17 protein-coding genes and 3 pseudogenes are annotated in these 23,402 nt (G+C 67.8%); 12 read left to right on the top strand and 8 right to left on the bottom strand.

Annotated features, from left to right (window positions below; all coding sequences use genetic code 11):
- Window positions 1-36 precede the first annotated feature (36 nt).
- Window positions 37-917, top strand: a protein-coding gene (locus tag ACWD3D_RS00195) for an IS5 family transposase (protein ID WP_451458671.1) whose coding sequence is annotated in 2 segments (ribosomal slippage) — window positions 37-397 and window positions 397-917 — 882 coding nt in all. Because the reading frame shifts where the segments join, the coding sequence is not laid out codon by codon here.
- 14 nt (window positions 918-931) lie between these two features.
- Here the strand turns inward: ACWD3D_RS00195 and ACWD3D_RS00190 are convergent.
- Together ACWD3D_RS00190 and ACWD3D_RS00185 are read right to left on the bottom strand one after the other, a co-directional pair.
- Window positions 932-1,225: a hypothetical protein gene (locus ACWD3D_RS00190; RefSeq protein WP_451458670.1), complete on the bottom strand. Its 294-nt coding sequence runs from the start codon at window positions 1,223-1,225 to the stop codon at window positions 932-934.
- Between the two features lie 9 nt (window positions 1,226-1,234).
- Window positions 1,235-1,408, bottom strand: a complete 174-nt coding sequence (locus ACWD3D_RS00185) for a hypothetical protein (protein ID WP_451458669.1) — start codon at window positions 1,406-1,408, stop codon at window positions 1,235-1,237.
- A 398-nt stretch (window positions 1,409-1,806) separates the two neighbouring features.
- Here ACWD3D_RS00185 and ACWD3D_RS00180 point away from each other — a divergent pair, with 398 nt between their 5' ends.
- Window positions 1,807-2,616, top strand: a complete 810-nt coding sequence (locus ACWD3D_RS00180; RefSeq protein ID WP_381139650.1) for a hypothetical protein — start codon at window positions 1,807-1,809, stop codon at window positions 2,614-2,616.
- 12 nt (window positions 2,617-2,628) lie between these two features.
- On the opposite strand, the pseudogene ACWD3D_RS00175 reads toward ACWD3D_RS00180, so the two are convergent.
- Window positions 2,629-2,967, bottom strand: a pseudogene (locus ACWD3D_RS00175) (IS5/IS1182 family transposase); the annotation flags it as partial.
- 5 nt (window positions 2,968-2,972) lie between these two features.
- Here ACWD3D_RS00175 and ACWD3D_RS00170 point away from each other — a divergent pair.
- The 6 genes and pseudogenes from ACWD3D_RS00170 to ACWD3D_RS00145 form a co-directional block, all read left to right on the top strand.
- A pseudogene (locus ACWD3D_RS00170) lies at window positions 2,973-3,110 on the top strand (IS5 family transposase); the annotation flags it as partial.
- 419 nt (window positions 3,111-3,529) lie between these two features.
- A complete protein-coding gene (locus tag ACWD3D_RS00165) occupies window positions 3,530-4,681 on the top strand; it encodes a hypothetical protein (protein ID WP_390966862.1) in 1,152 nt (383 codons plus the stop codon).
- The gene (locus ACWD3D_RS00160) at window positions 4,671-5,237 is read left to right on the top strand and encodes a hypothetical protein (RefSeq protein ID WP_451458668.1); all 567 of its coding nucleotides are present in this window, start codon (window positions 4,671-4,673) and stop codon (window positions 5,235-5,237) included. Before ACWD3D_RS00165 ends, ACWD3D_RS00160 begins: the two co-directional genes overlap by 11 nt.
- Window positions 5,238-5,241: 4 nt before the next feature.
- On the top strand, window positions 5,242-5,883 hold the full coding sequence (locus ACWD3D_RS00155) for a hypothetical protein (protein ID WP_390966858.1): 642 nt from the start codon (window positions 5,242-5,244) through the stop codon (window positions 5,881-5,883).
- The gene (locus ACWD3D_RS00150) at window positions 5,876-8,947 is read left to right on the top strand and encodes a hypothetical protein (protein ID WP_451458667.1); all 3,072 of its coding nucleotides are present in this window, start codon (window positions 5,876-5,878) and stop codon (window positions 8,945-8,947) included. The genes ACWD3D_RS00155 and ACWD3D_RS00150 overlap by 8 nt, the downstream gene beginning before the upstream one ends.
- Before the next feature lie 187 nt (window positions 8,948-9,134).
- Window positions 9,135-10,370: a Wadjet anti-phage system protein JetD domain-containing protein gene (locus tag ACWD3D_RS00145; RefSeq protein WP_451458666.1), complete on the top strand. Its 1,236-nt coding sequence runs from the start codon at window positions 9,135-9,137 to the stop codon at window positions 10,368-10,370.
- Window positions 10,371-10,676: 306 nt separating this feature from the next.
- Here ACWD3D_RS00145 and ACWD3D_RS00140 read toward each other — a convergent pair whose 3' ends face one another.
- From ACWD3D_RS00140 to ACWD3D_RS00130, 3 genes are read right to left on the bottom strand one after another with little or no spacing between them, the layout of a single operon-like run.
- Window positions 10,677-11,234 (bottom strand): hypothetical protein, encoded by a 558-nt coding sequence (locus ACWD3D_RS00140; protein ID WP_451458665.1) that lies wholly within the window; start codon window positions 11,232-11,234, stop codon window positions 10,677-10,679.
- A 6-nt stretch (window positions 11,235-11,240) separates the two neighbouring features.
- On the bottom strand, window positions 11,241-12,734 hold the full coding sequence (locus ACWD3D_RS00135) for a UvrD-helicase domain-containing protein (RefSeq protein WP_451458664.1): 1,494 nt from the start codon (window positions 12,732-12,734) through the stop codon (window positions 11,241-11,243).
- The gene (locus tag ACWD3D_RS00130) at window positions 12,727-14,949 is read right to left on the bottom strand and encodes an ATP-dependent nuclease (protein ID WP_451458663.1); all 2,223 of its coding nucleotides are present in this window, start codon (window positions 14,947-14,949) and stop codon (window positions 12,727-12,729) included. Before ACWD3D_RS00130 ends, ACWD3D_RS00135 begins: the two co-directional genes overlap by 8 nt.
- A 742-nt stretch (window positions 14,950-15,691) precedes the next feature.
- Between ACWD3D_RS00130 and ACWD3D_RS00125 the strand changes: the two genes are divergently transcribed.
- A complete protein-coding gene (locus tag ACWD3D_RS00125; protein ID WP_451458662.1) occupies window positions 15,692-15,913 on the top strand; it encodes a hypothetical protein in 222 nt (73 codons plus the stop codon).
- A 223-nt stretch (window positions 15,914-16,136) separates the two neighbouring features.
- Window positions 16,137-17,072 (top strand): annotated as a pseudogene (locus tag ACWD3D_RS00120) (hypothetical protein); the annotation flags it as partial.
- Between the two features lie 657 nt (window positions 17,073-17,729).
- Here the strand turns inward: ACWD3D_RS00120 and ACWD3D_RS00115 are convergent.
- Window positions 17,730-18,065 carry a hypothetical protein gene (locus ACWD3D_RS00115; protein ID WP_451458689.1) on the bottom strand — a complete coding sequence of 112 codons (336 nt, stop codon included), beginning with the start codon at window positions 18,063-18,065 and terminating at the stop codon, window positions 17,730-17,732.
- A 97-nt stretch (window positions 18,066-18,162) separates the two neighbouring features.
- A complete protein-coding gene (locus ACWD3D_RS00110; RefSeq protein WP_451458688.1) occupies window positions 18,163-18,441 on the bottom strand; it encodes a hypothetical protein in 279 nt (92 codons plus the stop codon).
- 295 nt (window positions 18,442-18,736) lie between these two features.
- On the opposite strand from ACWD3D_RS00110, the gene ACWD3D_RS00105 reads away from it, so the two are divergent.
- Complete coding sequence (locus ACWD3D_RS00105; protein ID WP_451458661.1) at window positions 18,737-22,297, top strand: hypothetical protein; 3,561 nt, start codon at window positions 18,737-18,739, stop codon at window positions 22,295-22,297.
- A complete protein-coding gene (locus tag ACWD3D_RS00100; protein WP_451458660.1) occupies window positions 22,294-23,289 on the top strand; it encodes an NUDIX domain-containing protein in 996 nt (331 codons plus the stop codon). The genes ACWD3D_RS00105 and ACWD3D_RS00100 overlap by 4 nt, the downstream gene beginning before the upstream one ends.
- The last annotated feature ends 113 nt before the right edge of the window (window positions 23,290-23,402 follow it).

Raw genomic sequence — 23,402 nt, 5'->3', positions numbered from 1 at the left:
ATGTGACTTTCCGACAGGTCGCTCGTTGGTTGGGTCATGGGTCGGGGGCATCTGACGAATCGCGAGTGGTCGCTGCTGGAGCCGCATCTGCCTTTGCCGGGTAGTCGGGGCGGCCGGTGGAACGACCACCGGACCGTGCTCAATGGGATCCTGTTCCGGGTCCGTACCGGTGTCCCGTGGCGTGACCTGCCCGAACGCTACGGCTCCTGGAAGACCGTCTACGAGCGGCATCGCCGCTGGTCGGCGGACGGCACCTGGGACCGGCTCCTGCAGGCGGTCCAGGCCGACGCCGACCTTACCGGGCGGATCGACTGGGGCATGGTCGGAGTCGACTCGACGTCCTGCCGGGCCCACCAGCACGCGGCCGGTGCCCGCAAGACCAAACCACGGGTCCCGAAAAAAGGACGACGCCCCGGCACCACCGCCCCGACGAGGGACTCGGGCGGTCCCGGGGCGGTCTGACCTCCAAGATTCACCTTGCCGGTGAAGGCGGCTGCCACCCCATGGCTCTTCTGATCACACCGGGTCAGTGGGGTGATGCCCCGCAGATGATCGAGGTCCTGGGCCGGATCCGGGTCCCCCGCCCGCAGAGCGGACGGCCCCGCACCCGGCCCGATCATGTCAGCGGCGACAAGGCTTACAGCTCCCGCCGTAATCGCCACTACCTGCGAAGACGCCGCATCAAGCACACGATCCCCGAGCCGAAGGACCAGCGGGCCAACCGCCGCCGCAAAGGCAGCGCGGGCGACAGACCTGCCGACTTCAACCGCGACCGCTACCGGCGCCGCAACGAAGTCGAGCGGACCATCAACCGGCTCAAGAACTCCCGCGCGGTCGCCACCCGTTACGACAAGAGGGCCTACGTCTTCCACGGCACAGTCACCGCAGCAGCAATCCGCTTACGGCTCCGGGGCTGAGCCGGCCTGCAGCCTCAGTCTCCGAGGAACCACAAGTACAGGCCCTGTCCGTCAAGAACTACTTGACCCAGCTCGACCAACTCGCGCGCGAACTCATCAGTCAGCACGCCTGCGGGCAGCCGCGGTACCTCCTCCAACAGGGTCGACACCTGCCGGTGGTTGAAAACGGTGTCCGCGTACGACAGCAGGTGCCCCAGCATGGGAAATGCCGCCTGATCAAGACCGGCCAGCTCAGGACCCCAGACCACACCATGCTTTGCACGGGCCTCGATCGTGCCGTTCTCGCCTCGGACCTGCAGGTTAATCACGGTCAGACCCTATGGCTTCATGATCCGCCGGACACTACCTAAAGCGTCCATGCCTAGCCGTTCACCGACCGCCCTGACCTGCACCGGGCCGTCGGCCTCCCGCACGATCGCCAGGATCTTGCGGCAGCCGCCAAGCAGCGCGTCTTCATCGGCCGCGTCGCTGCGGTGCGGGATGAGCGGCACTGCCCGCCCGGCCACCTTCGCCGATATCGGATCGACAGCCCCGCCGTCCGCCTGAACCTCGCGCGGGGGGATGTTGCATCGTGCTCTGACCTGCTTACATAGCGCGTTCATTCCCTTTCGTAGCCTGGCCTCGCCATCGTTGCTCTGCTGGTTCGCTTCTCCCCAAACGGCGCTCGTAAGCGGGGTGTTGAGAACGGTCGAAGCTACTGGTCACCGGATGCGATGATCGGTTGGTGATGAGATGGAGGTGGGCTCCTCTGGCTGCGCGCCACAGGCGGCAGGCGGATGAGGCGATACGGAAGCTGCGTGAAGACGCCGAAGTGCTCGGGATCGGTCCTGTGCCGGGTCCGGTTCGGGTGGCCCTGCGGCGCTATCACCAACGTCGAGTACGAACGTGGGTGTTATATGGCCTATTCACCTACATCTGCCTCCGCGTCATTGGCGAGGGGCTGTCGATCTATGTGAAGCAAGCAGACGAACACGCCGAGCGGATTCCGTACTACAGCGACGCGAAGGCTCTGGCCGTTTGGTTCGTCGGCGACGTTGGCGCAGGCGCTATTGCCTTGCTGCTGCTGGCATACCCTTTGTGGTCGCTTCTGGCTTCTATCGCTCGGATGTGCGGTGCAGGTGGCTACACCTTCGAGCGCGTGAACGTATGGACGCACCTGGTCGGGCAGTGCGCGGATATCGTGCGCTCTTCCGGAAGTCGTGATGCTCACCTCCGAGCGCTGTCCCTTCGGCTTCCAGTGATGCGCGTACGAGGTGCTCGGATGTCCCGGGGGTCTGTCCCCTTCTTCTCGCGGCGTAACGGACCGTTGAAGAGCCATGCGGCTCAAGTTGTGGGGGCGTTGCGTGCCGCTGAGGCCGAGCTGGACAAGGACCCGCAGAAGGCAGCGTACGACCTTGCCCGCATGGCGTTGACGATCAGCGAACGGTACGCCTCGGGGCGGCTCGGAGCTCTCTTGGACGAACGGGACCTCGGAGGGCCGCATCGGATGGGTGATGCGGTGCGCCTGTCTCTCACGGTCGTCCTGGTTGCGGCGATTGTCATAGCGGCAGCGCGGCAGGGGGTGCCCGAGCCGGCCGCGATTGCTGCCGCTGTGGTGGTGGTGGCGATCATGTATCGGAACGCGGCTGCTGGTGGAATCGCGGGTGTCGGCTTGATCATCCTGGAGCTGCTGCTGGGCTCCTTCTTCCCCGGCAAGTAGTGAACCCCGGGCGTCGCGCCAGGCCGGCGCGGGCGCAGTGAGGCGCCGGGCCATGTTGGCGGTGGAGGCCCAGTCGACGCGCTAGGCGGAGGTGTCGGGCCGGTGGTCGCACTCACGGGTCAGACGCCGGTGGAGCATCAGCGTGCCGTTCGTCTGCTCGACCAGCCACCGCTTGGGCTGCGGGACGAACCCTTTGCCCTGGTCAGCGTGGTTGCGGCGGACGACCTCGACGCCGATGTCCAGCAGTGCCCCGTGAACGATAACCGCTTCCTTGAAGCCCTGGTCGACCAGGGCTTTCTCCAGGCGCATTCCGCACCGCTCGGCGGCCTGATCGAGCAAAGCGATGCCGGCGGCGGCTCATGAACCACCGCCGCCTGGCCCGTGACTACGAGGCACACCCACACCGGTCCGAAGCCATGATCCACCTTGCGATGGTCAACCTCATGACCCGCAGACTCACCGCCGAATCCACCCCAACATGGCGCGGCGCATAATCCATCTACAACCGCGCAATCCGGGATGAAACAACGGGACTAAACGCCCTCTAATGAACACATTCCCCGTGGTCGCGGAAAAGTTCGGGACACCTACGCCTCGGTGGCGGTGTCCCGCTCCGGACTTGCTTGTGAAAGTCAGCGTCTCGGTCCACGCTGGCGTGCCGCCAGAGAGGCGAGAATTGGCCAGGCTGTGGCCGGTGTTGCGCTTCGGGCTCTGGAGCAGCACGTGGGGCGTAATGTCGGTAGTGGGGAGTTGCTGACGTACCGTGGGGGGACGCTTGGCCGGTATGCGCGGGCAAAATGGGCCGGACCTGTTCTCCGGTTCGCATCCTAAGGATGACTTGCAGGCACAGTTGCCTCCTTTCATCGCTCCGGTCGCAGCATCTCGCGGGTCGGTGGTAGAGGACGCCACATCGTTGCGGATCGCCGAGGCCATCCACGATGCGTTTGGTGATCTGTCGTCCGAGCGGGGCTTAACACGTTCTGAGCTCGAGGCGGCCTGCTCTGCGGTGGCTGGTCCGGAGGCGTTCGAGCAGCGGTTCGGGGTCTTCGTCGCGCTGCGGCTGCTGGAGCGGGTGCGGGAGAAGGCACACGACGGGCACTACGTGTTCAATCCCACCAGCGGCGCTGCGCTGCTCGTCTTCGAGCGACTGGCCGAGGCCGGTGGAGTGGAGGAGATCATGTCTCTCCTCGACCGGACGCAGCGGGATGTGGCCGACGGAGTACTGGACGAGAACGACCTAGTGCGCAGGCTCAGGCGTGTGCGGCGCGACTTGCGCATTACCACGGACTATCTGCTGCGGCGGGTCCGGTCCCGCCCGATCGAGGAGCTGCTTGGGCAGCGTCACCATCATCGTGTGAAGGCGGCGCTGATGGTCAACGCCCGGCGGTTGGTGGAGACAGTGTCCTGCGGCTTTCCGGGCCTGCGGGCGGAAGGGACACACCTGATCCGGGAAGCGCTGCGCTACTCCGCGGCCGTCGACGAATTCTATGACCGGCTGCTGGCCCAGGCCAGTACGCGGCGGGACTTCAGCATGCTCCCGGCGGAGCAGTATCGGACAGCTGCGCTGACGTCGTCGGTGGCGGCGCTGGCCGCTGTGTTCTCGGAGGTGGTGTTCGATCCGCCCGCAATGCAGGTGCCACCGGCGGGGATTTTAGAGGCGGCCGAGAAGCACCGTCCGCCCGCTCCGCGTAGGCGAGCCGCTCCCCCGCCTGAGCCGGCGCCAGGGCCCGATCCGGTCGAGACGGCGCGGGCGCGTGCCGCTGCACTGCGGGAACAGCGTCTGGCCGCGATGGAGTTGCTGATCGGCGGGCGGGACGAAACGGACCTGACGCAGGCGCTGCAGGGACAGTCGTGGAGGGCGGCTGTCACGACGCTAGCCCGTGTTCTACGTGCCTCGGCTGACCCGTCGGTGCCGTTCATGGTGGAGTTGTCCGGCGGGCTCGCGATCGATCCGGCCGGACCGGTGACGTACGCGTCTCCGCTGTCACTGTTCCGTGTCCCGCAGGACACGTCCGCCGTCGACGAGGTGTCACAGACCCTGCTGGAAGACGCCGATGAGCGGTGACGACGCCTACCTGCTGGCCCGGGCGCGGGCCTTGCGGGTGGTTCCGGTGCCGGACGAGGCAGACGTCTTGCAGCGCTTGGGCCGTGCGGCGGAGGCCGTGGAACGGAGGCTGGTCGCCCTCGCTGCGGGCGACGGTGCTGAGGGGTTTTTGGTGGTGTGGGGGCAGGATGTTGAATTGGCCGGGGCCGGCCAGGAGCGGAGCGGCACTCACCGGGAGGCCTCGCCATCGGTGCTGCTGATGCTGGGGGCGTGCCTGCGGGCGTGCTGGACGGATGTGGAACAAGCCCCCTACCCCGGCACGGCTGCGGCCGAGGAGGACGTAATCGCCGCGGTCGTCCCGCCCGATGCAGTGACGGTGCGTGCGGGCATCGCGCATTACGCGCCGACGGCCCCGTACCGCAAGGCGCTGCGGATGCTGCGGGCGTGCGGATATCTGGCCGCGGACGCCGGGGACGGCATGGTGCGGCTGGGGCCGGTGGTGGCGGCCTGGCCGGAGCGGGACGTGGACGAGCTGCGCCGCGGCTATCCGGTGCTGCCTCACATCGGGGAAGGGTAGGGGCGTGGATACAGGGTTGTTGGAGGCGTTGTCGCCGCAGCGCCGAGCGGATGTGCAGGCCGCGGTGTACGCGGTGGAGACGTCGATGCTGCCGGTGCCCGCCTTCGGCTACCGGGCGCTGGCCGAGACGCCGTTACGGATGGTGGTCGAGAGCATGCTGGCCTCGGCGGGCCGGACTCTGCTGGCGGTCGGCCCCGGTTATCTGTCTGGCTACGACGATAAGATCCGCGGGCGGCTGGTGCGGGAGGGACTCGGTGTCCTGCCCGTCGAGGACCGCGCGGTGCTGACGCTGGTCGTGCTGTTCTCCGTGGTCATCCCCCGGGCGTCCGGTGCGGTGCTCCCAGAGACGTTGTGGACGCAGGGCGAGCCGGTGCGCAAGGAACGGTTGCGGGAGGCCGCCGTCTCCGACGGGGTCCTGGACGCGGCCCTGCGGCGGCTGGTCGACGCCGATCTGGTGCGCTCGGTTCGACCGGGGCTGCTGCTCGGGCACCAGTTCCTGCGACTGACAGCCCGGGTCGAGACGAGGCTGTTCGAGGAGCTGGTGCTGCTGGCGGACCCGCACGGGGCGCTGGCCGAGTCCATCCAGCGTCGCCGTGAGGGGCCGGGCGAGGTTCGAAGCAACGGCAGGGAGGAGAGCGGTGGTTGAGGCACTGCCCGGTCCGGATGAAGGGCGCGGGATCGTCGGGGGCCGGCATCTGGTCGCCCTGCAGACTTTCGACATCGCACGGCTGACCACGCACGCGGTACCGGTGGTGCCAGAGGGGTTCATCGCGATTTCCGGTATAGGGCCGCGCGAGGACTCCAACGGCTCCGGCAAGACCTCGTTCCTCATCGCCGTCTCCGTGCTGCTGGCTGATCCGCAGTGGCGCTTCGAGTCCAACGGCGGCCGGTATGCCAGCGAGATCCTCTTCAAGCCCGATGCCGCGGGAGTGGACCGGGCCCAGCAGGCATCGGCCGCACCGCACGGCTATGTGATCGGAGTCTTCGCCGAGCCGGACCGCGCCCCCGCGAGCGCCCTGACGGTGTGGGTTCGGATCGCAACCACCGCGCCCTACGTGCAGGTCAAGTGGGTGCAAGGACTGCATGTGGCCGACGGGGCCACCCACACCGAGCGCACGCAGCAGGCCGATGCGTTGTGGCGCGAACTCGGCGGTGGAGTGGTGTCGGCGCGTCGGATGGCCGGTGAACTATACGGCAACGCCCCTCGGTGTCTGACCTACCTCGATACGGCTCTGCGTCCGGCCGTGCCGTCGCTGCTGGGCCAGCAGCTGTCAGAGATGGAGCCGGAGGCGATCGGCGCCTCGCTGATCGCGCTGTCTGGAATGACCGAGCTGCTGGAGCAGGAAGAAGCGTTGCGCGGACAGGCGCTGGACCGCCGGGTGCGCATGAACCAGGTCCGCAGGGAGAACGAGGAGGCGGACACCGCGGACGAGACCGTCCTGTCGGGCGTGCGTGCCCGGGACGCGGCCCGGCTGGCCCTGGAGGAGGGGCAGTCGCAGTGGCGGCGGTACGTCGCGACCTGCTACGTACGGGCCACCGAGGTGGACCGGGAGCTCGTGGCCAAGGGCGGCGGGCTGCGGGAGGCAGCCGCAGAGTGCCGGGAAGACGCCCAGGGCACCCGGGACGCCCTAGATGCGCTCCGCGCGGCCACCGGCCTGTCCGAGGTCGCAGGAGTGGCCCGACAGACCTGGTCGGACGCTCAGGACCTGCTGCGGCAGGCGGAACGCCGGCGCACCCAGCTAGAGACCCGCAAGGAGGACCTGAAGGGAAAGCGGTCGAAACTTCTGCCGCAGGCAGACGGATGGCAGGGCACATCCCCCCACACAGCCCTGCAGCTGCTGGAGGCAGCCCGGGGCCAGGAGTTCGCCGCGGGCCGGTGCCTGCAGGATGCACAAGAGGCGGTGAATGCCGCCGAGCGGGTGCTGGCCGAGGTCGAGCAGGGCAGGCACGGGCAGGCCGGTGCCGCCATCGCCGTCCTGGACACCGCGGGCATCGGCGCCGTGGGACTGCTGGACCAGCTGCATCTGTCCGAGGCGGCACGCGCAGTCTGGGAGCCCCGGCTGAGCCCGTGGCGCCACGCCGTAGTGGTGGACGCGGGACGGGCGGACGAGGCGCTGGAGGCCCTGCATTCGCTGCCCGGCGCTCTGGTCATCGCCACTGATCCCGCCGGTGCCCCGACCGCCGTGTTCGACGGTGTGAGCAGCGACCGTTGCATCTCCGGATTCCTCACCGCCCTCGAGCAGCGCCTCGCGGCGCTGTCCTGCCCGTCCGGAGCCCGCGACGATCGCCTGCACCTGACGGTGGTCGGCGGGTTCCCCGACCCGCTTGCCGGGCGGGCCCTGCAGCTGCAGCGCGCCAAACAGGACCTGGAGGCGCGCAGAGGCGACGTCGAGTCCGCGCGGAACGTCCAGCGAGTGAAACGGGCGGCACGGGTCCTCGCCGAGAGCGAGCACCGGGCGGCGGCCGCGATGCAGCAGCTGGACGCCTTGCAGGAACGCGAGATGGAACTCGACAAGCAACTCGCCGCCGTGGTCAGGGCAATGGGAGAGGTCGTCGACGACGTGGCAACGAAGCTGGCCGCCTATGAAAAGGCCCGGGACCTGGCGGCCAGCCATGCGGAGAAAGTGAAGACGGCCACGCTGACGGCCCGGGCAGCGGCGGAGGCCGCGCGGGCGGCCAGCCAGGCGGTCGCCGCGCTCGAGCGGGAGCGTGAGCGTCTGCAGGTGGATGCCTGGCAGTCCCGGTGGAGCGGCAGCCTCGAGGAGGCCGCCGACGAACTGGCCGCACCGGAGGGACGATCGCCCCGCCCCGGGCTCCTGCATCGGGGGGCCGAGGGCCGGCTGCGCCTCGCCTACGAACGCTACGGGCTGCGAGAGGGCCAGCCTGCCGACATGCACGAAGACCTGCTGCGCGGAATGGAGTTGTGTCGCGACCTGGCCGCGCAGGACCCGGCAACGCCGCCCATAGTCGGCTTCGAGGACGCCGCGGCCCCCTTGCGGATCCGGCTCGACGGCCAGGCCGACATGGACCGCGTCACCGCCGCCCGGATCGAGGCCGACCGCGGGCTGCGGCAGGGCGCCTGGGACGAGCTCGTCGCCGGGGTCGACGAGAGCGCACAGCAGCTCATCACGCTGCAGGACATGATCGAGCAGCATCTCGAAGGCCTGTTCAAGCAGATCGATCAGGCATTCAACCAGCTCGACCTGCAACGCCCGGGCGGACACGGCGCGACGCTGGAGGTGCACAGCGTGCGGCCCGACGGGCCACGCCCGTGGCGGTGGGAGGTGACACCGCGCTGGAAGCGCTCGCCCTACAGCAGGTTCATCTCCTATCGGGAGAACGCCAACAGCGCCCAGATGAAGGTGTATGCGGTGCAGTTGGTACTGGCCGCGCTGCTCGCGGATTCCGAGACCCAAGGGCGGGTACTGATTCTGGACGAGCTGGGCAACAGCCTGGGCGAGAACAACCGCAAGGACCTGCTGGCGTCCCTGCGGGACGTCGCCGCGCGGCGACGCATCACGATCCTGGGCACCTGTCAGGACAGCGTGCTGACCGATGCCGCTGACGTGTGCGACGAGCTTCTGTGGTTCACCCATGCCTCCGCGTCCGATGTCTACAACCAGCCCACCTGCGCCTGGGCCTACGACGCCGACACCGGGCGCGTCGAACTGACCGCCGACTGGCTCACGGCGGGACGCCCGCATGTCTGAACCCGAGGCCAGTGCACCGCAGTTCCCTCTCCTCATCGGAGAGACGCACGGCCGCGAGCCCGTCCCCCTACCCGGGCTGCCGACTGGCGTCATCGCCGTCACCGTTCCCCGTGCCACTCGCACCGAGGACGATCTCCCGGATGTCCGGGTCCCCCGGGACCGCAAGGGCCGCGTCAACACCCGAGAAGTGGATCTCGTCGCCGCAGCCCCCGTGAACGGCTACGCACCTCCCCCGGGCCTGAGCACACGCGACTTGATCAAGGTGCTCACTACGGGCGACCACAAACGGTGGACCACGATCGAGGGCGACTTCGGCGACCGGGCCTGGGACGTGGCCGTCGCGCTGATCCAGTGCGGCGCCGTCATCCTGCGGTGTCGCGTCGAGCAGGCCGTCCGCTACACACCGCGCCTGTGGCTGCTAACCGAGATCTGGGAGGACGTCCGCGAGGACAAGCTCGACGAGCTCCGTGGCCGCCCCGACGCCCTGGCGCTACATGCCGAACTGCTCGAGGCAATGGCGCAGGTTCCACAATTGGCCGACGAACGGGCACTGCTGGCGGCGACACCGCCTGGCCGGACTCTGCAGGTACCGGCCTCCAGCACGAGCGGGACCGGGGACTGGCGCGTTTACGAGATCGCCGTGCGCGCCGCATGCTTCTGGTGGCCCGCACACGACAGCACCCAACCCATCACCGCCAAGGCCCTGGCCGGCAACGCACTGCGCAACACCAAAAGCGCCTGGACCGCTTCCCGCCGACAGGCGTTCGCCAACCTGATCGGCCGGCCCTTCGACCGGGCCGTCGAAGAGACAGACACCGAACTGCGCATCCGCGGGCCGCTCCAATGGCGCGTCGGCTCCGTCGTCGCCGACGCGGCCGCCTGCCGTCCCTGGCTTGGCCTACCCGCCCGCGGTCTCCGCGTCCTGGGAATGATCGACTGCGACGCCGACGGCATCGTCCTCGTCGAGAACGAGGACGCCTTCCAACAGGTCTGCAAGATCCCCGAGATCGTCGACCACTGGCTGTGCATCTGGGGCGCCGGATACGCCACCGACGGACTCGTCGAATTCCTTCGCACCATGACTCCACTGCCCGTTGCCGCCTGGCAGGACCTGGACGCCCACGGTATCCGCATTATCCACAACCTCACCGAGCGCATCGAACGCCACGTCACTCCCGTCGGCATGGACGTCGAGCTGTACCGAGCCGGCCCCAAGTACAAGCAGGAGCCCAGCAAGCTCGAGAAGAACCTTGAGCTCGCCTCCGAACTCGCTCTGAAGGGTCCCCTGGCGCTGCGGGAGCTCGCCGCGGAGATCGTCGCCAACGGCGGTGAGGGGTGCGAACACGAAACCCTCTACGCACAGGTTCTGCCCACACTCAGTGCGCGGCTGAACGATGTCCTCGCACGACAGCCTGACCGGTGAGAACCCTGCCCGCGGTCGCCGTGTCGCGGTCCTACTCGGCGGCGGCTGACATGCAGCTTGAGGATTCAGTTGAACCTCGGGACTCGAGTTGTCTAAGTTGGTGACCCTCGACTCCACCAACATCCGTTAAGACAACCCTGACGATACCTCGTTACGTCCTACGCGGACCGGCCGTCGGACCGACCTTGGTGAAGCGAAAAGGGTGTCAACGGCCATTGAGATGCCCCGGTAGGTGGCCGGTGGATGCCCAGGCTGGTGGCCATCAGAAATCCATGCGTGTGGCCAGCGGTGTTCCTGGGGTGGGGGTCAGTTCAAGGCGGACGCGGTCGCGCTGTACGAGTCGCGGCCCGAGGCGACGATCAGATCGATTGCCGCCGATCTGGGGATCACCCCGGAGACCCTGCGGAACTGAGTGCGGGCAGCCGGAGTAAGCCGTCCGCGAGGCGCCGGACGCAGGAGCCGGCCCAGCCGCCGTCCCCGCTTGAAGCGGAGAACGCGGCTTTGCGGAAGAAGATCCGCGAGCTGGAGGAGGAACGCGAGAGCGGCCAAGTATTTCGCCGGGAAGACGCGCTGGTGAACCGCTTCCAGTGCGTCGCCGACCTCCACCGTCGCTACGGCGTGAAGCGGCTGTGCAGCATCCTCGGCGTGAGCCGCTCGAGCTTCTACCACTGGCGCCGGACAGCCGCGGACCGCGCTGCCCGGCTGACGGCCGACGAGAAGCTTGCCGCCCGGATACGGGCCTTGGTCGGTGCCAGGAGCGCCCTCCTCGGTGCACTGATCGGCGGCGGGGCCGCTGTGATTGGCATCAGGATTGTCCCGGCCGGGCAATTCGCCTTCGACTGCGCCGCCGAGCCCGGGGCTCAAGAAACCTCAAACTTTGACACTGAGGTGTCGTGCTCTGGTGAGTGCGACGTAGAGCGCGCGGTGGGTCTCGTCGCTAGGGTCGAGGCCCTTGCGGAGGGCGGCCACGTCAGTCTCCTCCAGCCGCACTCCGACCCTGTCCCATTCCCTGCCCTTCGCCTGGTGACAGGTCAGCCCGAGTACCAGGCGATCATGCTCTACGTTCAGGCGCGTACGCAGGTGACCGAGAGCCTTTCGCGGTGTTGTCTGCTTGTACCCTTCCGGCGGCTCGACGTGCCCTGTAGCAACCACGGTACGCACCAGAGCAGTCCATATCTCGGCGAGACTGTCCTGGCCCGCCAGGCGTTGGAGTGTGCTTTGCAGGTTCGGACGCAGCTTCTCCAACGTTTCGGCCTCTTTGATGCCCAGGGTGGTCCAGGCTTCTGGCAGGAACAAGGCCGACAGGCCGAGGGTCGTCTGGGTAAGTTCGTTCAGAAGCAAGGTGCACAGGGCTTTCTGGAGCGGCCCCATCCTCCACTTGGCAGTGGCCAAGGGGAGGACCTGAGGGTCGCAGTCCCACAGCGACTGCCACTTTCGCGCGAGCACGACATTGACGTCTTTCGCCGTTCCCTCCGGGAGGATCGTGCTCTCCCCGAGGCGCAGGCCCTGTGTCAGTGACGTCTGGGTCTCGCTGTCGCGCCATCGGAACGTGGTCCGGAGTTCGCCGCGTTCGAACTCCAGCAGTCCGAGGAGTCGGCGCACGCTCTCCGGGCGGGCGCCGCGAAAGGCGTAAAGCGCCTGCCAGGGGTCTCCCACCAGGGTGACGGCCAGTCCCGCGTTCGCCGCCACACGGATGATCTCCACGTCCAGGTCGTTCGCGTCGTAGACCTCGTCGACGAGCAGGGACCTGATCGCCGTGGCGAAATAGGCCGTGACGCGGGCGCGGATGTCCTCGGCATCGAGGGAGTCGCGCAGGACCTCACGCACATTTTCGTGGGTGCACCGCCCATCGACGATCGCGGAGGAGAAGTCCACCGGCTTGATGTGGTACTTCGGTTCCTCCTCCTGCTGATAGGTGGTAACGACGCGGGTGCCCGCGAGGCGAAGGACCGGCTTCGCTTTCGTTGGGGTGGTGGGCAGGTGGGTCGGCCATGTGTCCAGCACCTCCAGTTCCTCATGGCCGCCCGGCCACTGGAGGATGTGGGACCGCAGGAGGTGAGTGAGCAGGTCGTTCAGGACGGAGTCGAGAGTAGCGATGCGATGGGGCCAGGTCAGCGCCGACGGCCCCCACTGTCGGGACACCCGGCTGCGCAACTCCTCGGTGGCCGAGCGGGTGAAGCTGACCGCCACGACAGCCCGGTGATCAGTCGTGCGCGCAAAGCGGTGCAGACCGAAGCGTTGGTGCGAGACGGTCGTCTTCCCTGAGCCCGGGAACGCCTCTATGTAGAGGAGGCGGCGAGGGTTCGCCGCGACGAGGAGCTGCTCCGGCGTGAGGACAAGTGCACCGGGCCGACGGCTACTCATCGAAGGTCGTCGTTCGAGGTGCGGCCGTAGGCCAGGCCCCCCGACGGGGAGGACGCTGGAGAAGGAGTTCCTCCCAGGGCGGTGCGTCCGGCTCTGGTGCGTACTCGTCCGCCCAGTCGCCATCCTCCTTCTCCTCATCGTCGGGCCAAAGGAAGTCCGCGATGTCCTCGGCGGGGTGACCGTCCCTTTCCCGCTCGTCCTTCACCACCGCGAGCCAGTCCGGCTCGTCGAGGGGAGCCAAAGGGTCGTTCTCCAACCCAGAATCGCCCTCAGCAGTTGCGTCGGGCGTGTAGAGGAACTCGAACAGCTGCCGCATGTGCTTGGGCACGGTTGGGAGGTGCAATGCCTGTTCGGGGTCCGTCTCGTTGGCCTCCGCGAGGAGACAGGCGAAAGCCAGCGCGAAGTCACCCTTCTTCCTGGCACCCGGCCCCTCCGGGAGAGCAGGCTGCTCGCCCTTGGCTCTCCGAGCGCTGCGGAACAGCTCGTGCACGGTCTGGGGCGTCACCTCCGGCACCTCCAGACCGACCTCCTCCAGGGCAGCCTCGATCAGGTGCTTGTTGCCTTCTGTGATGGACGGCTCCAGGGTCGGATGGCTGACGAAGGCGTCGACGACTGACGGGTCGTGTTCGGAGAGCCACTTCGGCTTCTTACGGTCTTCACTCTCGAAGGGAAGATCGCTGTCGATTAGGACCGCCAGCCTGGTGCATAGTTCACTGCCCTGAGTTGCCAGCAGATGCACCGGCCACTGTCCAACCTTCCAGCCCATGTGCACGATGCTGAGCGCGTCGATGAAGGAATGCTTGCGCGCATCCGCGCCGGCCCACGTCCTGCCGAACTCCCGGACGACGGCGGCGTCGGTGACGCCTTCGACCAGCACCAGGCGTTCGGCGAAGAGCGCGGCGGACCGGCTCGCGTCCAGATGGAGCCGTGTCTTCCGAAGCGTGACGGCGCGGTCCTTCTCCGGTACAACGTCGGCAACTGCGCGGCAGACCCTTCCCCTCGCCGTCCGGCGCACGACGACGAGTTCCTCCGGGGCACAGGCCGTGATGATGTCCGGCGCGTGGGTGGAGAGAATGACCTGCAGTTCGGGGCGCTTCTTGACGGTCCTGCGCAGGTAGCGGGCGAGAGCGTGCTGCAGCTGCGGATGGAGGTGGGCTTCGGGTTCTTCGATGACGACCGTCGCGTGGAAGGGCTTCATACCGAAGAAGGAGTCTTCCTCGGCATCGGCATCGGCCTGCGCCTGTTCGAGGTTCAGGGTCGCCTGCTGGATCTGCTCCTCCTCGGTGAGAGGCGGCCGATCATGACCGTCCGGGGGAGGCCAAGCATCCCCCCGCGGAGCTTCGGCAGAGTCCGGTATCGCCGCCAAGATCACGGCAATGTGCAGCAGGTTGACGTATCCCAACCCGGAGACTTCGAGGGGCCGGGCAAACCTGCGTCCCTCCATGACGGCGAGCATGACCTCCAGCACGCGGGCCAGGTAGGTATCGTCGATGACCTGGCCGCGTATATAAGACCACTGACGGTCCACTCCGGCCGACAGATCCGTGAGGTATCCGCCGATCCTCTTCTCGACAGCGTCGATGATGCTTTCCTTGGCCAGCTCCTCAAGCAGTTGGGAGGCGCGCGCCCGGAGTCCCACCAGGTTCCGGGTACCGTTCAGGCGCTGCTGTTCCGCACGGAGCAACTCCACCAGGATCCGTGCCTCGCGGCGCGCCAGCTCGTCTAGTGGATGGCGCCAGGCCGGCAGATAGATCAACTTGTACGGGTCCAGATCCGGCGTCCTGCCGTGCGCGCTGACGACCTTCGGGACGACACCGCCGAGCCGACGGTCCAGCCTGACGCCCCAGCTCTGGGCGACTTGGCCGAAAGGCCGATGGTCGACCTGGTGCAGTTGGCGGCCGAGATGCCCTTCCTCGTCGAGGCTGTCGCCCAATTCGTAGGCGACCTCGATGGCGCGCGTAGACTTCTCCGGCGCGAGCGTGGCGGAACCGTATCTCGGCAGGACCGGAAAGCGGCTGGTGGGATGAGCCAGGTAGAGCGCGTCCGCGAGGGTCGTCTTACCCGCGCCGTTCGCTCCGATCAGCGCACTGAAGCGACCGGGGAGGTCGCAGGACATTGCCCCCTCCGCGCTTGCCCGGAAGCCGCTGACCGTAATGCGACTCAGGTGCACCATGTCCCCCCACAGGTCGATCAGTACGACGGCGTTCATCATCATCCACGCCACTGACAATTCCCTGAAGGGGTACGTTGCCTGACTTCGTTGCACCCGCGGCATGCTGGCGGAACCGGCCCCTGAACCAGGCACCCGATCAGCCCGCCCCTTCGGCCGTTGTCGGCCCGCCGGTGGCCGACCCGGGGCCGCGCTACAACCGTCAACACGACACGGCTCCCTTCCGCTATCCGCTCCTCCCCCACCGCGTGCCCTCGTCCCAGCGCCCTCCCCGCGCACCGAGGGCCCACTGGCCATCGACGGGCATCGGTCGGCGACCGTCCACGGCCGCCCTGCCACCCGGATTTTGCGCTCCAGCCCGGTTACCGCAACCGCCGCAGAGCCTCCTCCGTCCCGAACTTCGGAAGTCGCCTGCCTTGTACTTGGCGTACGTCGTCCCCTGAGAGCCCAGGGCGTGTGCGAGTACCGAGGTCGGGCGGTTGGTCGGGCCGTGACCGGTTGGGGTGCATAGCAGAGCAGGCACGGGCTTCGTGATCATTGGAGTGTCGAGTTCAACGATCATGAGGTGGCCCGTGCCTGCCGTTGCATCTTCCCTCATCCCGCCGGTGCTGTTGAAGCTGGGTCCGCTGGAGTTCGGTCAAGTCGCTGACCTGCGACCCTTTCTGGACCAGGTGCCCGACCCGCGTGCGAGGAGGGGCCGCAATGTCTCATCACCTTCGACGCCCTGCACTCGGTCCAGGCCAACGTCACCTGGCTGGTCAAGACCAAGAACGCCCACTACATCGCCATGATCAAGGCGAATCAGCAGACCGTCCACCGGCAACTCGCCGCTCTGCCCTGGTCGCACGTAGCCGTCCAGCACACCGCCGCCTCCACCGGACACGGCCGCCACGAATCCCGCTCGATCAAGACCTGCGGCATCGCCGACCACCTTGGCGCGATCGCCTTCCCCCACGCCCGCCTCGCCTTCCGCGTCCACCGACGCCGCCGGCAAACCGGCCGACGCTAAACCCGCGAGACGGTCTACGCCGGCACCGCACCCCGCGCCATGACCACCTTCCGCAACCTCGCCATCGGCCTGCTAAAGGCCCTCGGATCCTCCAACATCGCCAAGACCACCCGGGCAATCCGTGACCAACCCGAACACGCGCTCCCACTCCTGGGCATCAGCAAAAGCCCCGACACTCAGGGAACTTGATGAAGCCCTGTCAACGAACAGGGCCGAAGCAAAGATGTGCACCGCCGGCCCGTCCATTGGCTGCCGACCGTGTTCCGCCTGTACGAACAGTGCACCGACGCCCCTTCCTGCGGTGTGGCCACCAGCGGCTCCGGTACGCTCTCAGGCAGCAACGTCACGCACTGGCGACCCGGAAATCAGAAGTGGTAAAACCAACGAACGGTGTTCACTCGGATATCTCGGGGGAAACGTGGGCAGCGCCCTTGAACTAGTTGATGAAGCTCAACGCATCGCTGTCGCCAAGGCGATGAAGGATTGGTTACCCGACGCGAAACCCGTCTACAGGACGATGCCCCAGGGCCGCTCCGAGGCCCGCCTCCTCGGGGTCGACATCAGCGGCACGACCGGCCCCGACTTCCAGCCCGGTTCCTACGTCGTGCGTGTCGGACCGGACGACGACGGCCTCGTCCAGCGCAACGAGCTCGCCGCCCACAACTTGCTGCGAGACGCCGCCCCAGACTTCGCCGATAACCACATTCCCCGCCTGCTGAGGATCAGGACCGTCGACGCCAATGACGGCTCCGGCCCTCTGGTGGTATCCCTCCAGCAGTTCGCCGGAGGCCGTACCCACCGATACGTCTCACCCCGCGCCCCCTCCACAGCCCTGCAGTTGACAGCAGAACCGCTGGCCCACGAGCTGTTGACCGCCTGGGCACTCCCGCACGAGATGCGCGAGCAGACCCCCTACGAGCTGCTGGTCGACCTGGTCGGAGCGCACCGCGCCACCGAATGCCTTGAGGGCACCGAGGCGTTCTTCCCCGACGGTCGCCCGGTGGTGGTCGGGGGGCAGACCTTCGTCGACCCTCGCACGATCCTCGGCCCCGGCCGGGACGAGCAGGGACCGCTCATGTACGGCTTCTGCCACGGGGACCTCCACACCGGCAACCTGCTGGTACCGGCTAGCGAGCTGGCCGGTGCCGACTCCGGATACTGGATCGTCGATCTCGACCGGGCACGCCACGGTGCGGTCGGCTTCGACCTCGCCTATCTCGAGATCAGCGTCCTGGTCAATCTCCTCCCCGACCTCGACCCCGTCGTCCTGAGCCGCTGCCTGGCGAATGCCGAGGGCATCTCCCGCCGTCAGATCCCGGACGGCACGAACTGGTTGATGGCCTTCCTGGAGTCGTCGCGCAGGGGCATCGGGCAGTGGACCTCCGCCCAGCAAGGGCGGATGGACCACCTGGAACGCCAGTTCATGCTGGTCCGGATGGTCACGGGGCTGCTCTGGGCCAAGAGGTTCGAGCCGGGAAGTCCCAAGGCGCGGCTCTGTCTGGCGTACGCCGGGTGCTATGCCTTCCACTACGACAGCGTCTACGGCACCGGCGGCCTAAACCCGGCGGCAGAACCGTCGACGCAAGCGACGGCAGGGCATCGGACTGAACCGGCCGGGCCGGACGATCGGCAGCGGGCGGAGGCGGAGGAGACGCTCTGGCAGTCGCTGTGGGACGCGACATCGGGATTCGCGCCCCACGCAGGCCGGTATGTGCTGATCACCGAACGGATGCCCACCGTCGACACCGTTGCCGCCCTCGGCCGGATCCCATGGTCCGTAGTCCTGGACCTGGACCCCAGGTCGGACGGTGACGGGTTACGACACCGCGCGGGACCAGTCTTCGACGCGCAGCGCGCGGTGCATCTGTTCACGGACGACCAGCCGCCGGTCGACTACGCCCGGGGCACTGCCTGGATGCTGGCGGTCGGCTCGGTCCTGCGCAACGAGCCCCCCGACGATCTGCGCAGTTGGGGCTACCGGCGCATGGGCGCCATCCGGCGGCTGGCCTCGTCCTTCCGGGAGTCGGTGGGCGACACCCCGGTCTTCGTCGTCGTCCTCGAAGGGAACGGCGACGGCTCCGACGGCGGCCTGGAGCGGGACCGGCTCCTGCGGACGCTCGAAGCCGTGGACGAAATGCTGCAGGGCCGCCACGTTCCTACACATCGGCCAGTCCCCCCTCGCCACTCGGGTCGAGACGACCCACGTACCGCTGTCGTTGCGCACCCTCCTCGACCGGCTGAGCGACACGCTAGGCCAAGAGCCCGAACAGACCGACTTCACCCTGCCATCGCTCGAACAGAAGACGGCCGCGATCTCGCCCGAGACCATGCAGCGGCTCCGCGAGCACCTCGTGGTGCTGCACGACGGGATCGAGCTGGCCGAGCCGCCCGCCGCAGGCCCATACAACGACGAGTTCTGGCGTGGCGGCCTCATTCGATGGTCCGACCTCGACGCCGACCGCGACGTCCCCCGCACCGTCGCGAACGACCTGATGGCGGCGCTGCGCGACAGCCTGGAGAACCACCAAATCCGTACGGTGCTCCTCCGCCACCTGCCGGGAGCCGGAGGCACCACGGTGGCACTGCGCGCCGCCTGGGACCTGCATCACGAATACCCCGTGGCCGTCCTTCCCCCCGGCATCGTCTTGGACCACTCCCGGGTCTCGCTCATCGCGGACCGGATCGACCTGCTGTACAGCCGGACGCAGGTACCCGTTCTCCTCGTGGCCGAATCCGGCGACCTCAGCGAGTCCGACCGCGAGATGCTCTACCAGGAGCTGAGTAAGCGGGGCGCCAGGGTCACCATGCTCTACGTCCGGGCGTGTGGTGGCGGAGGGGGAGAGCGACGCCCTGCTGGTCACCGAGTTGCTGGATCCCACGGAGACCCGGGAGTTCGAGCGGCGCTACAAGCAACTCGTCGTCGAGCCCTCTCGGCTCGCCGAACTGCGCAAGCTGTCACGGCAGCAGTACGAGCAGTACCGCACCCCATTCTTCTACGGACTGGTCACCTTCGAGAGGAACTTCACCAAGCTCTCCGACTACGTGAAGATCCATCTGGAGAACGTTCGGGGGAAGGCCGCGAAGGTGATGACTTACCTCGCGCTCGTCACGATCTTCTCGAACTCGGGCCTCCAACGGGACACTGTCCTGAAGCTGATGCGCCTGGCGCCTGGCGCGACCCCACTGGAGCTCTCCGACGTGCTGGGACATGAGGCCGCGCGCTTGGTCACAGTGCGCGCCGGCCGGGTGCGGCTCCAGCACCAGCTGATCGCCGAACAGGCACTCGTCGAGATCCTCAAGGACGACCAGTGGGACGCCTACCTCAAGGACCAGTCCATCGACTTCATCGAGGCGCTCGCCCTGAGGACTGACACCTCGTCGAAGCCGATCCGACTGCTGCTGAAGCAATTGTTCGTGGACCGGCAGGGCGGCACCGTGGACGGAGTGGAGGACCGGGGCCAGTTCGCGCCGCTCATCGACCGTCTCGACGAGTACTCGGCACACGCGGTACTGCGTTCGCTCACCGAGCACGTCCCGGACGATCCGCATTACTGGACCCACCTGGGACGCCACCAGATCTACCGGCTGAACGAGGGGTACGACAAGGCGGAGGAGTACGTCTCCCGCGCGGTGGCCCTGGACGAGGACGACTTCATTCACCACCATGCGCTCGGCCTGACGCGCAAGAAGATACTCAAGGAGGAGCTGGCAAAGGCCCGATCGCATGGCCTGGCGGCCGTGATGAGCGTGGTCGAGGCGCATTACGAGCGCACGGTCGAGTGCTTCGTCGCCTCGCGCCGGCTCAACAAGGAGAACCGCTACGCCTACATCACCCATGTTCAGTCGATCATCGACGTCGCCCGGGCCATAAAGGCGGCGGCGCGCGTGAAATCGATCACTGAGCTGACGGCGGCGGCCGGCGAGTGGGTGAAACTGAAGGTCGCCGAGGCGAGGGAGCTCCTGCGCGACGTGACCCGCGCCTACGCGACCCTGGACGGGCACAGTACGTACATCGCGAGCTGCCACGCGGCCATCATAAGTCTGCACGGCGACCTGAACGCCGCGGTCGAGACATGGGAACTGGCGGTTGCGGGACGGCAGTCGAATACGACGGTCCGGCGGGCTCTCGCCCATGCGTACCACCTGAGGAGCGAGACCGACGGGATTCCCCTGAGCCACGCCGAACTTCGGCGCGTCGTGCAGCTGGCGCGGCAGAACCTGTCCCGCCACGACTGCCGGGAAGAGGACTACCGGCTGTGGTTCGAGGCGTACAGGAAGCTACCCGAGTTCGACATCGCGGAGAGCCTCTCCGAGCTCCAGCTGTGGTCGGACCGCTTCCCGTCGTGGCGCGCCCACTACTACCGCTACTGTCTCTTGTTCCACCAGTGGTTCAGTGGGAACAGCAGCCAGACCGAGCAGTTCCGGTACGAGCAACAGCAGAGCAGCCAACTGGTGCTCGGCCGGTCCACCTGGTCGCCCTTGTGGCTAGCGAAGGGACCGGAGTGGTACCCGGTGATCTCGGACAGCGACCTCGGCGAATGGGATCGCAAGCAGAGGTTCTGGAAGAACCCCGAACCGCTGCAGCGGGTCAACGGCGTGATCGACGGCGTGTACTCACGGTTGAAGGGCACCATCATGCTCGCCGGCCGGGTCGCCGCGGACTTCCGCCCGCAGCGGGGTGACTTCCTCGACGGCGAGGAGAACACGGAGGTCAACTTCTATCTGGGGATGAGTTCGAGCGGGCTGCGGGCCTACGAGGTGGAGCGGGGTCACCATCCGGAGGGCGTGACCGCGCGCCAGCTGCTGTGGCCCAGCCTGCCTGCGTCGCCGACTGCGGACGGGGCGGCCGGCACGGAGGCGGACACGGCGGGAACGGGAGCCGGAGCGGGTGGATCGACGGAGCGGGCCGTGCTCCCCACCGAAGCGGTCGTGGCGCATGCCGCCGAGATCCGCGAGGAACAGAAACTGGACTTCTGTCTGTCGTTGCTGCGGGCTTGGGAGGAAGTGGAACGGACGGCACATCTGTCCGATCTCATCAACCGCGCCCGAGCCAGGTACCGCTACGACGGAGCCGATGTCGAAGCCCTCCTGGAACAGTCCGGCCAGGTGGGGTACTTCGGCGACGAGGACGACCCGGTGATCCGGCTGCTCGGCTCTCCCCTCCGGTCCCCGGACGCGCAGACCCTCAGGTCTGCGCAGACCCAGAGGTCCGCGCAGACACGCCGGTCCGTGAAGGCGCCGTCCGAGTGGCTGCCGCCCCCCCGGCCGAGCCACAAGGTGCTGGGACAGGCCTTCTCGGTCAACGAGGAGACGCGTACCGCCGTAGTTGTCTACGCGGACAACCAGTACGCCACACTGCGTCTCGACGACGTACTGAGCCCTCCGCAAGAGATCCCCTGCGCACGGCAACTCCTCTGGATGAGACCGGAGCCGAACCGTCGGGGTGGGGGGTGCGCCGCGCGGGAGGCGGAGCTGCTCCCTCGGGGCGCCACCGTGGTGGACAACGAGCTCGTTCCCGCCGACCGCCTGTGGGAGCGGGTCGAGAGCGATCTGCGGGACGAGGTGGACACCCGTGTGGCTCGAGGCGCGTCACCCATCCCCGAAGCCGCCCTGGCCGCGTGGTTGGAAGCCCGGTTCATCGGGTGCCTGCCCCTGGCCGAGCGTATGGGCCTCGCCGACCTGTCCTCGCTCTGGGGCGAGTTGGACTGGTTGCGTCGCGATGGCACGGGCGGGAGGGCGACGCTGGCCCCTACGACCGAGCCCGTGTTCGGCCGGGTAGCTCTGCCGCGCCCGGCGGGCGAGGCGCCTGGGACCGGGCCTGAGCCTGCGTCTCCGCCCACGCCCATGCCGACGGCCCCGCCCACGTTCAGAGAGGCGTTGTCCGCCGCGGTCTACCAACTGCTACAACGCAACGGGTCGGTGGATCCGACTTGCGCCGACGTACGGGCTGCGCTTTACGCCTCTCTCGGCGAGGACTTCGTCACTGTGGTTGGACCCGAGGGGGGTTTGTCGCTGCGTAAGAAGGTTCTCCAGGAGCCCGGTTGGGAACTGGTGGGCAAGCCCGTCCCCAACCGCGTACGGCGGAAGGGAGCTATACCTGCACCACGAACCGACCCACGTCAGGCTCCTGACATCGCGGTGGACATCGCCGACGTGGTGCGCGAGCTGGCGGCCCAGGACCGGCAGCCCGTCCTCACCGAGCTCGGCATCCGTCTCAGAGCCCGCTGGGGAGCGGAGGCCTACCGGGAAATCACCTCCAAGCAGCCCCTGACCGCCCTGGTAAGACACCACGGGTGGGAGGTCGCCGAGATCCGGGCCGGCGCTCCGTACGTCCGCCGGCCCGCCGAACCCGCCGGAAGCCACGACGGAGGCCACGAACGATGACCGAAGCGGCCCGTACGAGAATGGCCGACCTCCTGGACTGTCTGGCCGCGCAGTGGGGATCCGCCCCCGTCACAGCGCGGGAGCTGGGCCACCGGGCCGATCTCGAACCCGCAGAGGCCGACACCTCGGTCGCCGCCGCACTCGCCCTGGTCAGCGTGTTCGGCGTGCTGCGCACGCAGGCCACACCGGACGGCACCCCGGCCACCGCGGTCGTCAGTCCTCAGGCCGCGTACTTCCTGCGCGCACTCGCCGCCTATCTGCGCAGCGGCCACGAGCTGCTCGACAACTGGGAGCGGGCGGGCACGGTGACCGGCCCGTACAACGACCATCAAGCACTCGCCGGACCGCAGTTCCTCTATCTGGTGGAGAACCGCCGTCTGTCCCTCGACCCCGCTGCGGTACCGCTGCGGGAGGTGGACGTGGTCCAGGTCGTCGTCAAGGCTCGCCATCGCGGCAGGGGAGGACAGGCCCACTACCTTCTCCAGTACGACGAGCGGGCCCGCCAGTACCAGCTGCCGGGAGGCCACGTCCGGACCACCGACGCCGACCATCGAGCGGCAGCGATCCGGGAACTCGAAGAGGAACTAGCGGGCTACCACCACGACCCGGACTGGGACACCCTCGTCGACCTCGGCACGATCGAGGCCGTCCAACCGTCCCGGACCTTCGGGGCCGTGAGTGCGTACCGTGTCACGTTCTTCCAACTGAAGACGGAATCCGACCGCCTCCTCCTCGGCCCGGGATCCTACTGGGCACAGGAGGAACAGATCCTCGCCCCGGCCTTCCGTATCGGCCAGGCAAGCCTCAACGTGACCGCCCTCTCCCAGCTCGACACCACGCTCCCGGGCGGCCTGAAAGGCCTTCCCCTGAGCATCCCCGACCATCTTCACCGTACCCTGACCGAGGTAATCCGGGACCGCCCTTGGGAGGTGGCCGGCCTAGCCGTGGGCGTGATCGGTCTCGCTGTTTCACTCATCCCGCTCCTGCTGTGAGCGAGGTAGGGAGACGGTGACTAAAGCCAGATGATCACGAGGATGTCCCGTGCCTGCCGTTGCATCTTCCCCCCTACCTCGCGTCGGTACCCGATCCGCGCTCACGCCGGGGG

Source organism: Streptomyces sp. NPDC002690 (assembly GCF_053592415.1).
Note: the sequence above shows the minus strand (reverse complement) of the source record. Positions and strands in the feature narration are given on the sequence as shown.

What these genes read in the sequence shown, in the direction of transcription:
- ACWD3D_RS00130 (WP_451458663.1), bottom strand. Translation starts at nt 14,949, where the DNA reads ATGATGATGAACGCCGTCGTACTGATCGACCTGTGGGGGGACATGGTG.
- ACWD3D_RS00135 (WP_451458664.1), bottom strand. Translation starts at nt 12,734, where the DNA reads ATGAGTAGCCGTCGGCCCGGTGCACTTGTCCTCACGCCGGAGCAGCTC.
- ACWD3D_RS00125 (WP_451458662.1), top strand. Translation starts at nt 15,692, where the DNA reads ATGATCAAGGCGAATCAGCAGACCGTCCACCGGCAACTCGCCGCTCTG.
- ACWD3D_RS00100 (WP_451458660.1), top strand. Translation starts at nt 22,294, where the DNA reads ATGACCGAAGCGGCCCGTACGAGAATGGCCGACCTCCTGGACTGTCTG.
- ACWD3D_RS00160 (WP_451458668.1), top strand. Translation starts at nt 4,671, where the DNA reads ATGAGCGGTGACGACGCCTACCTGCTGGCCCGGGCGCGGGCCTTGCGG.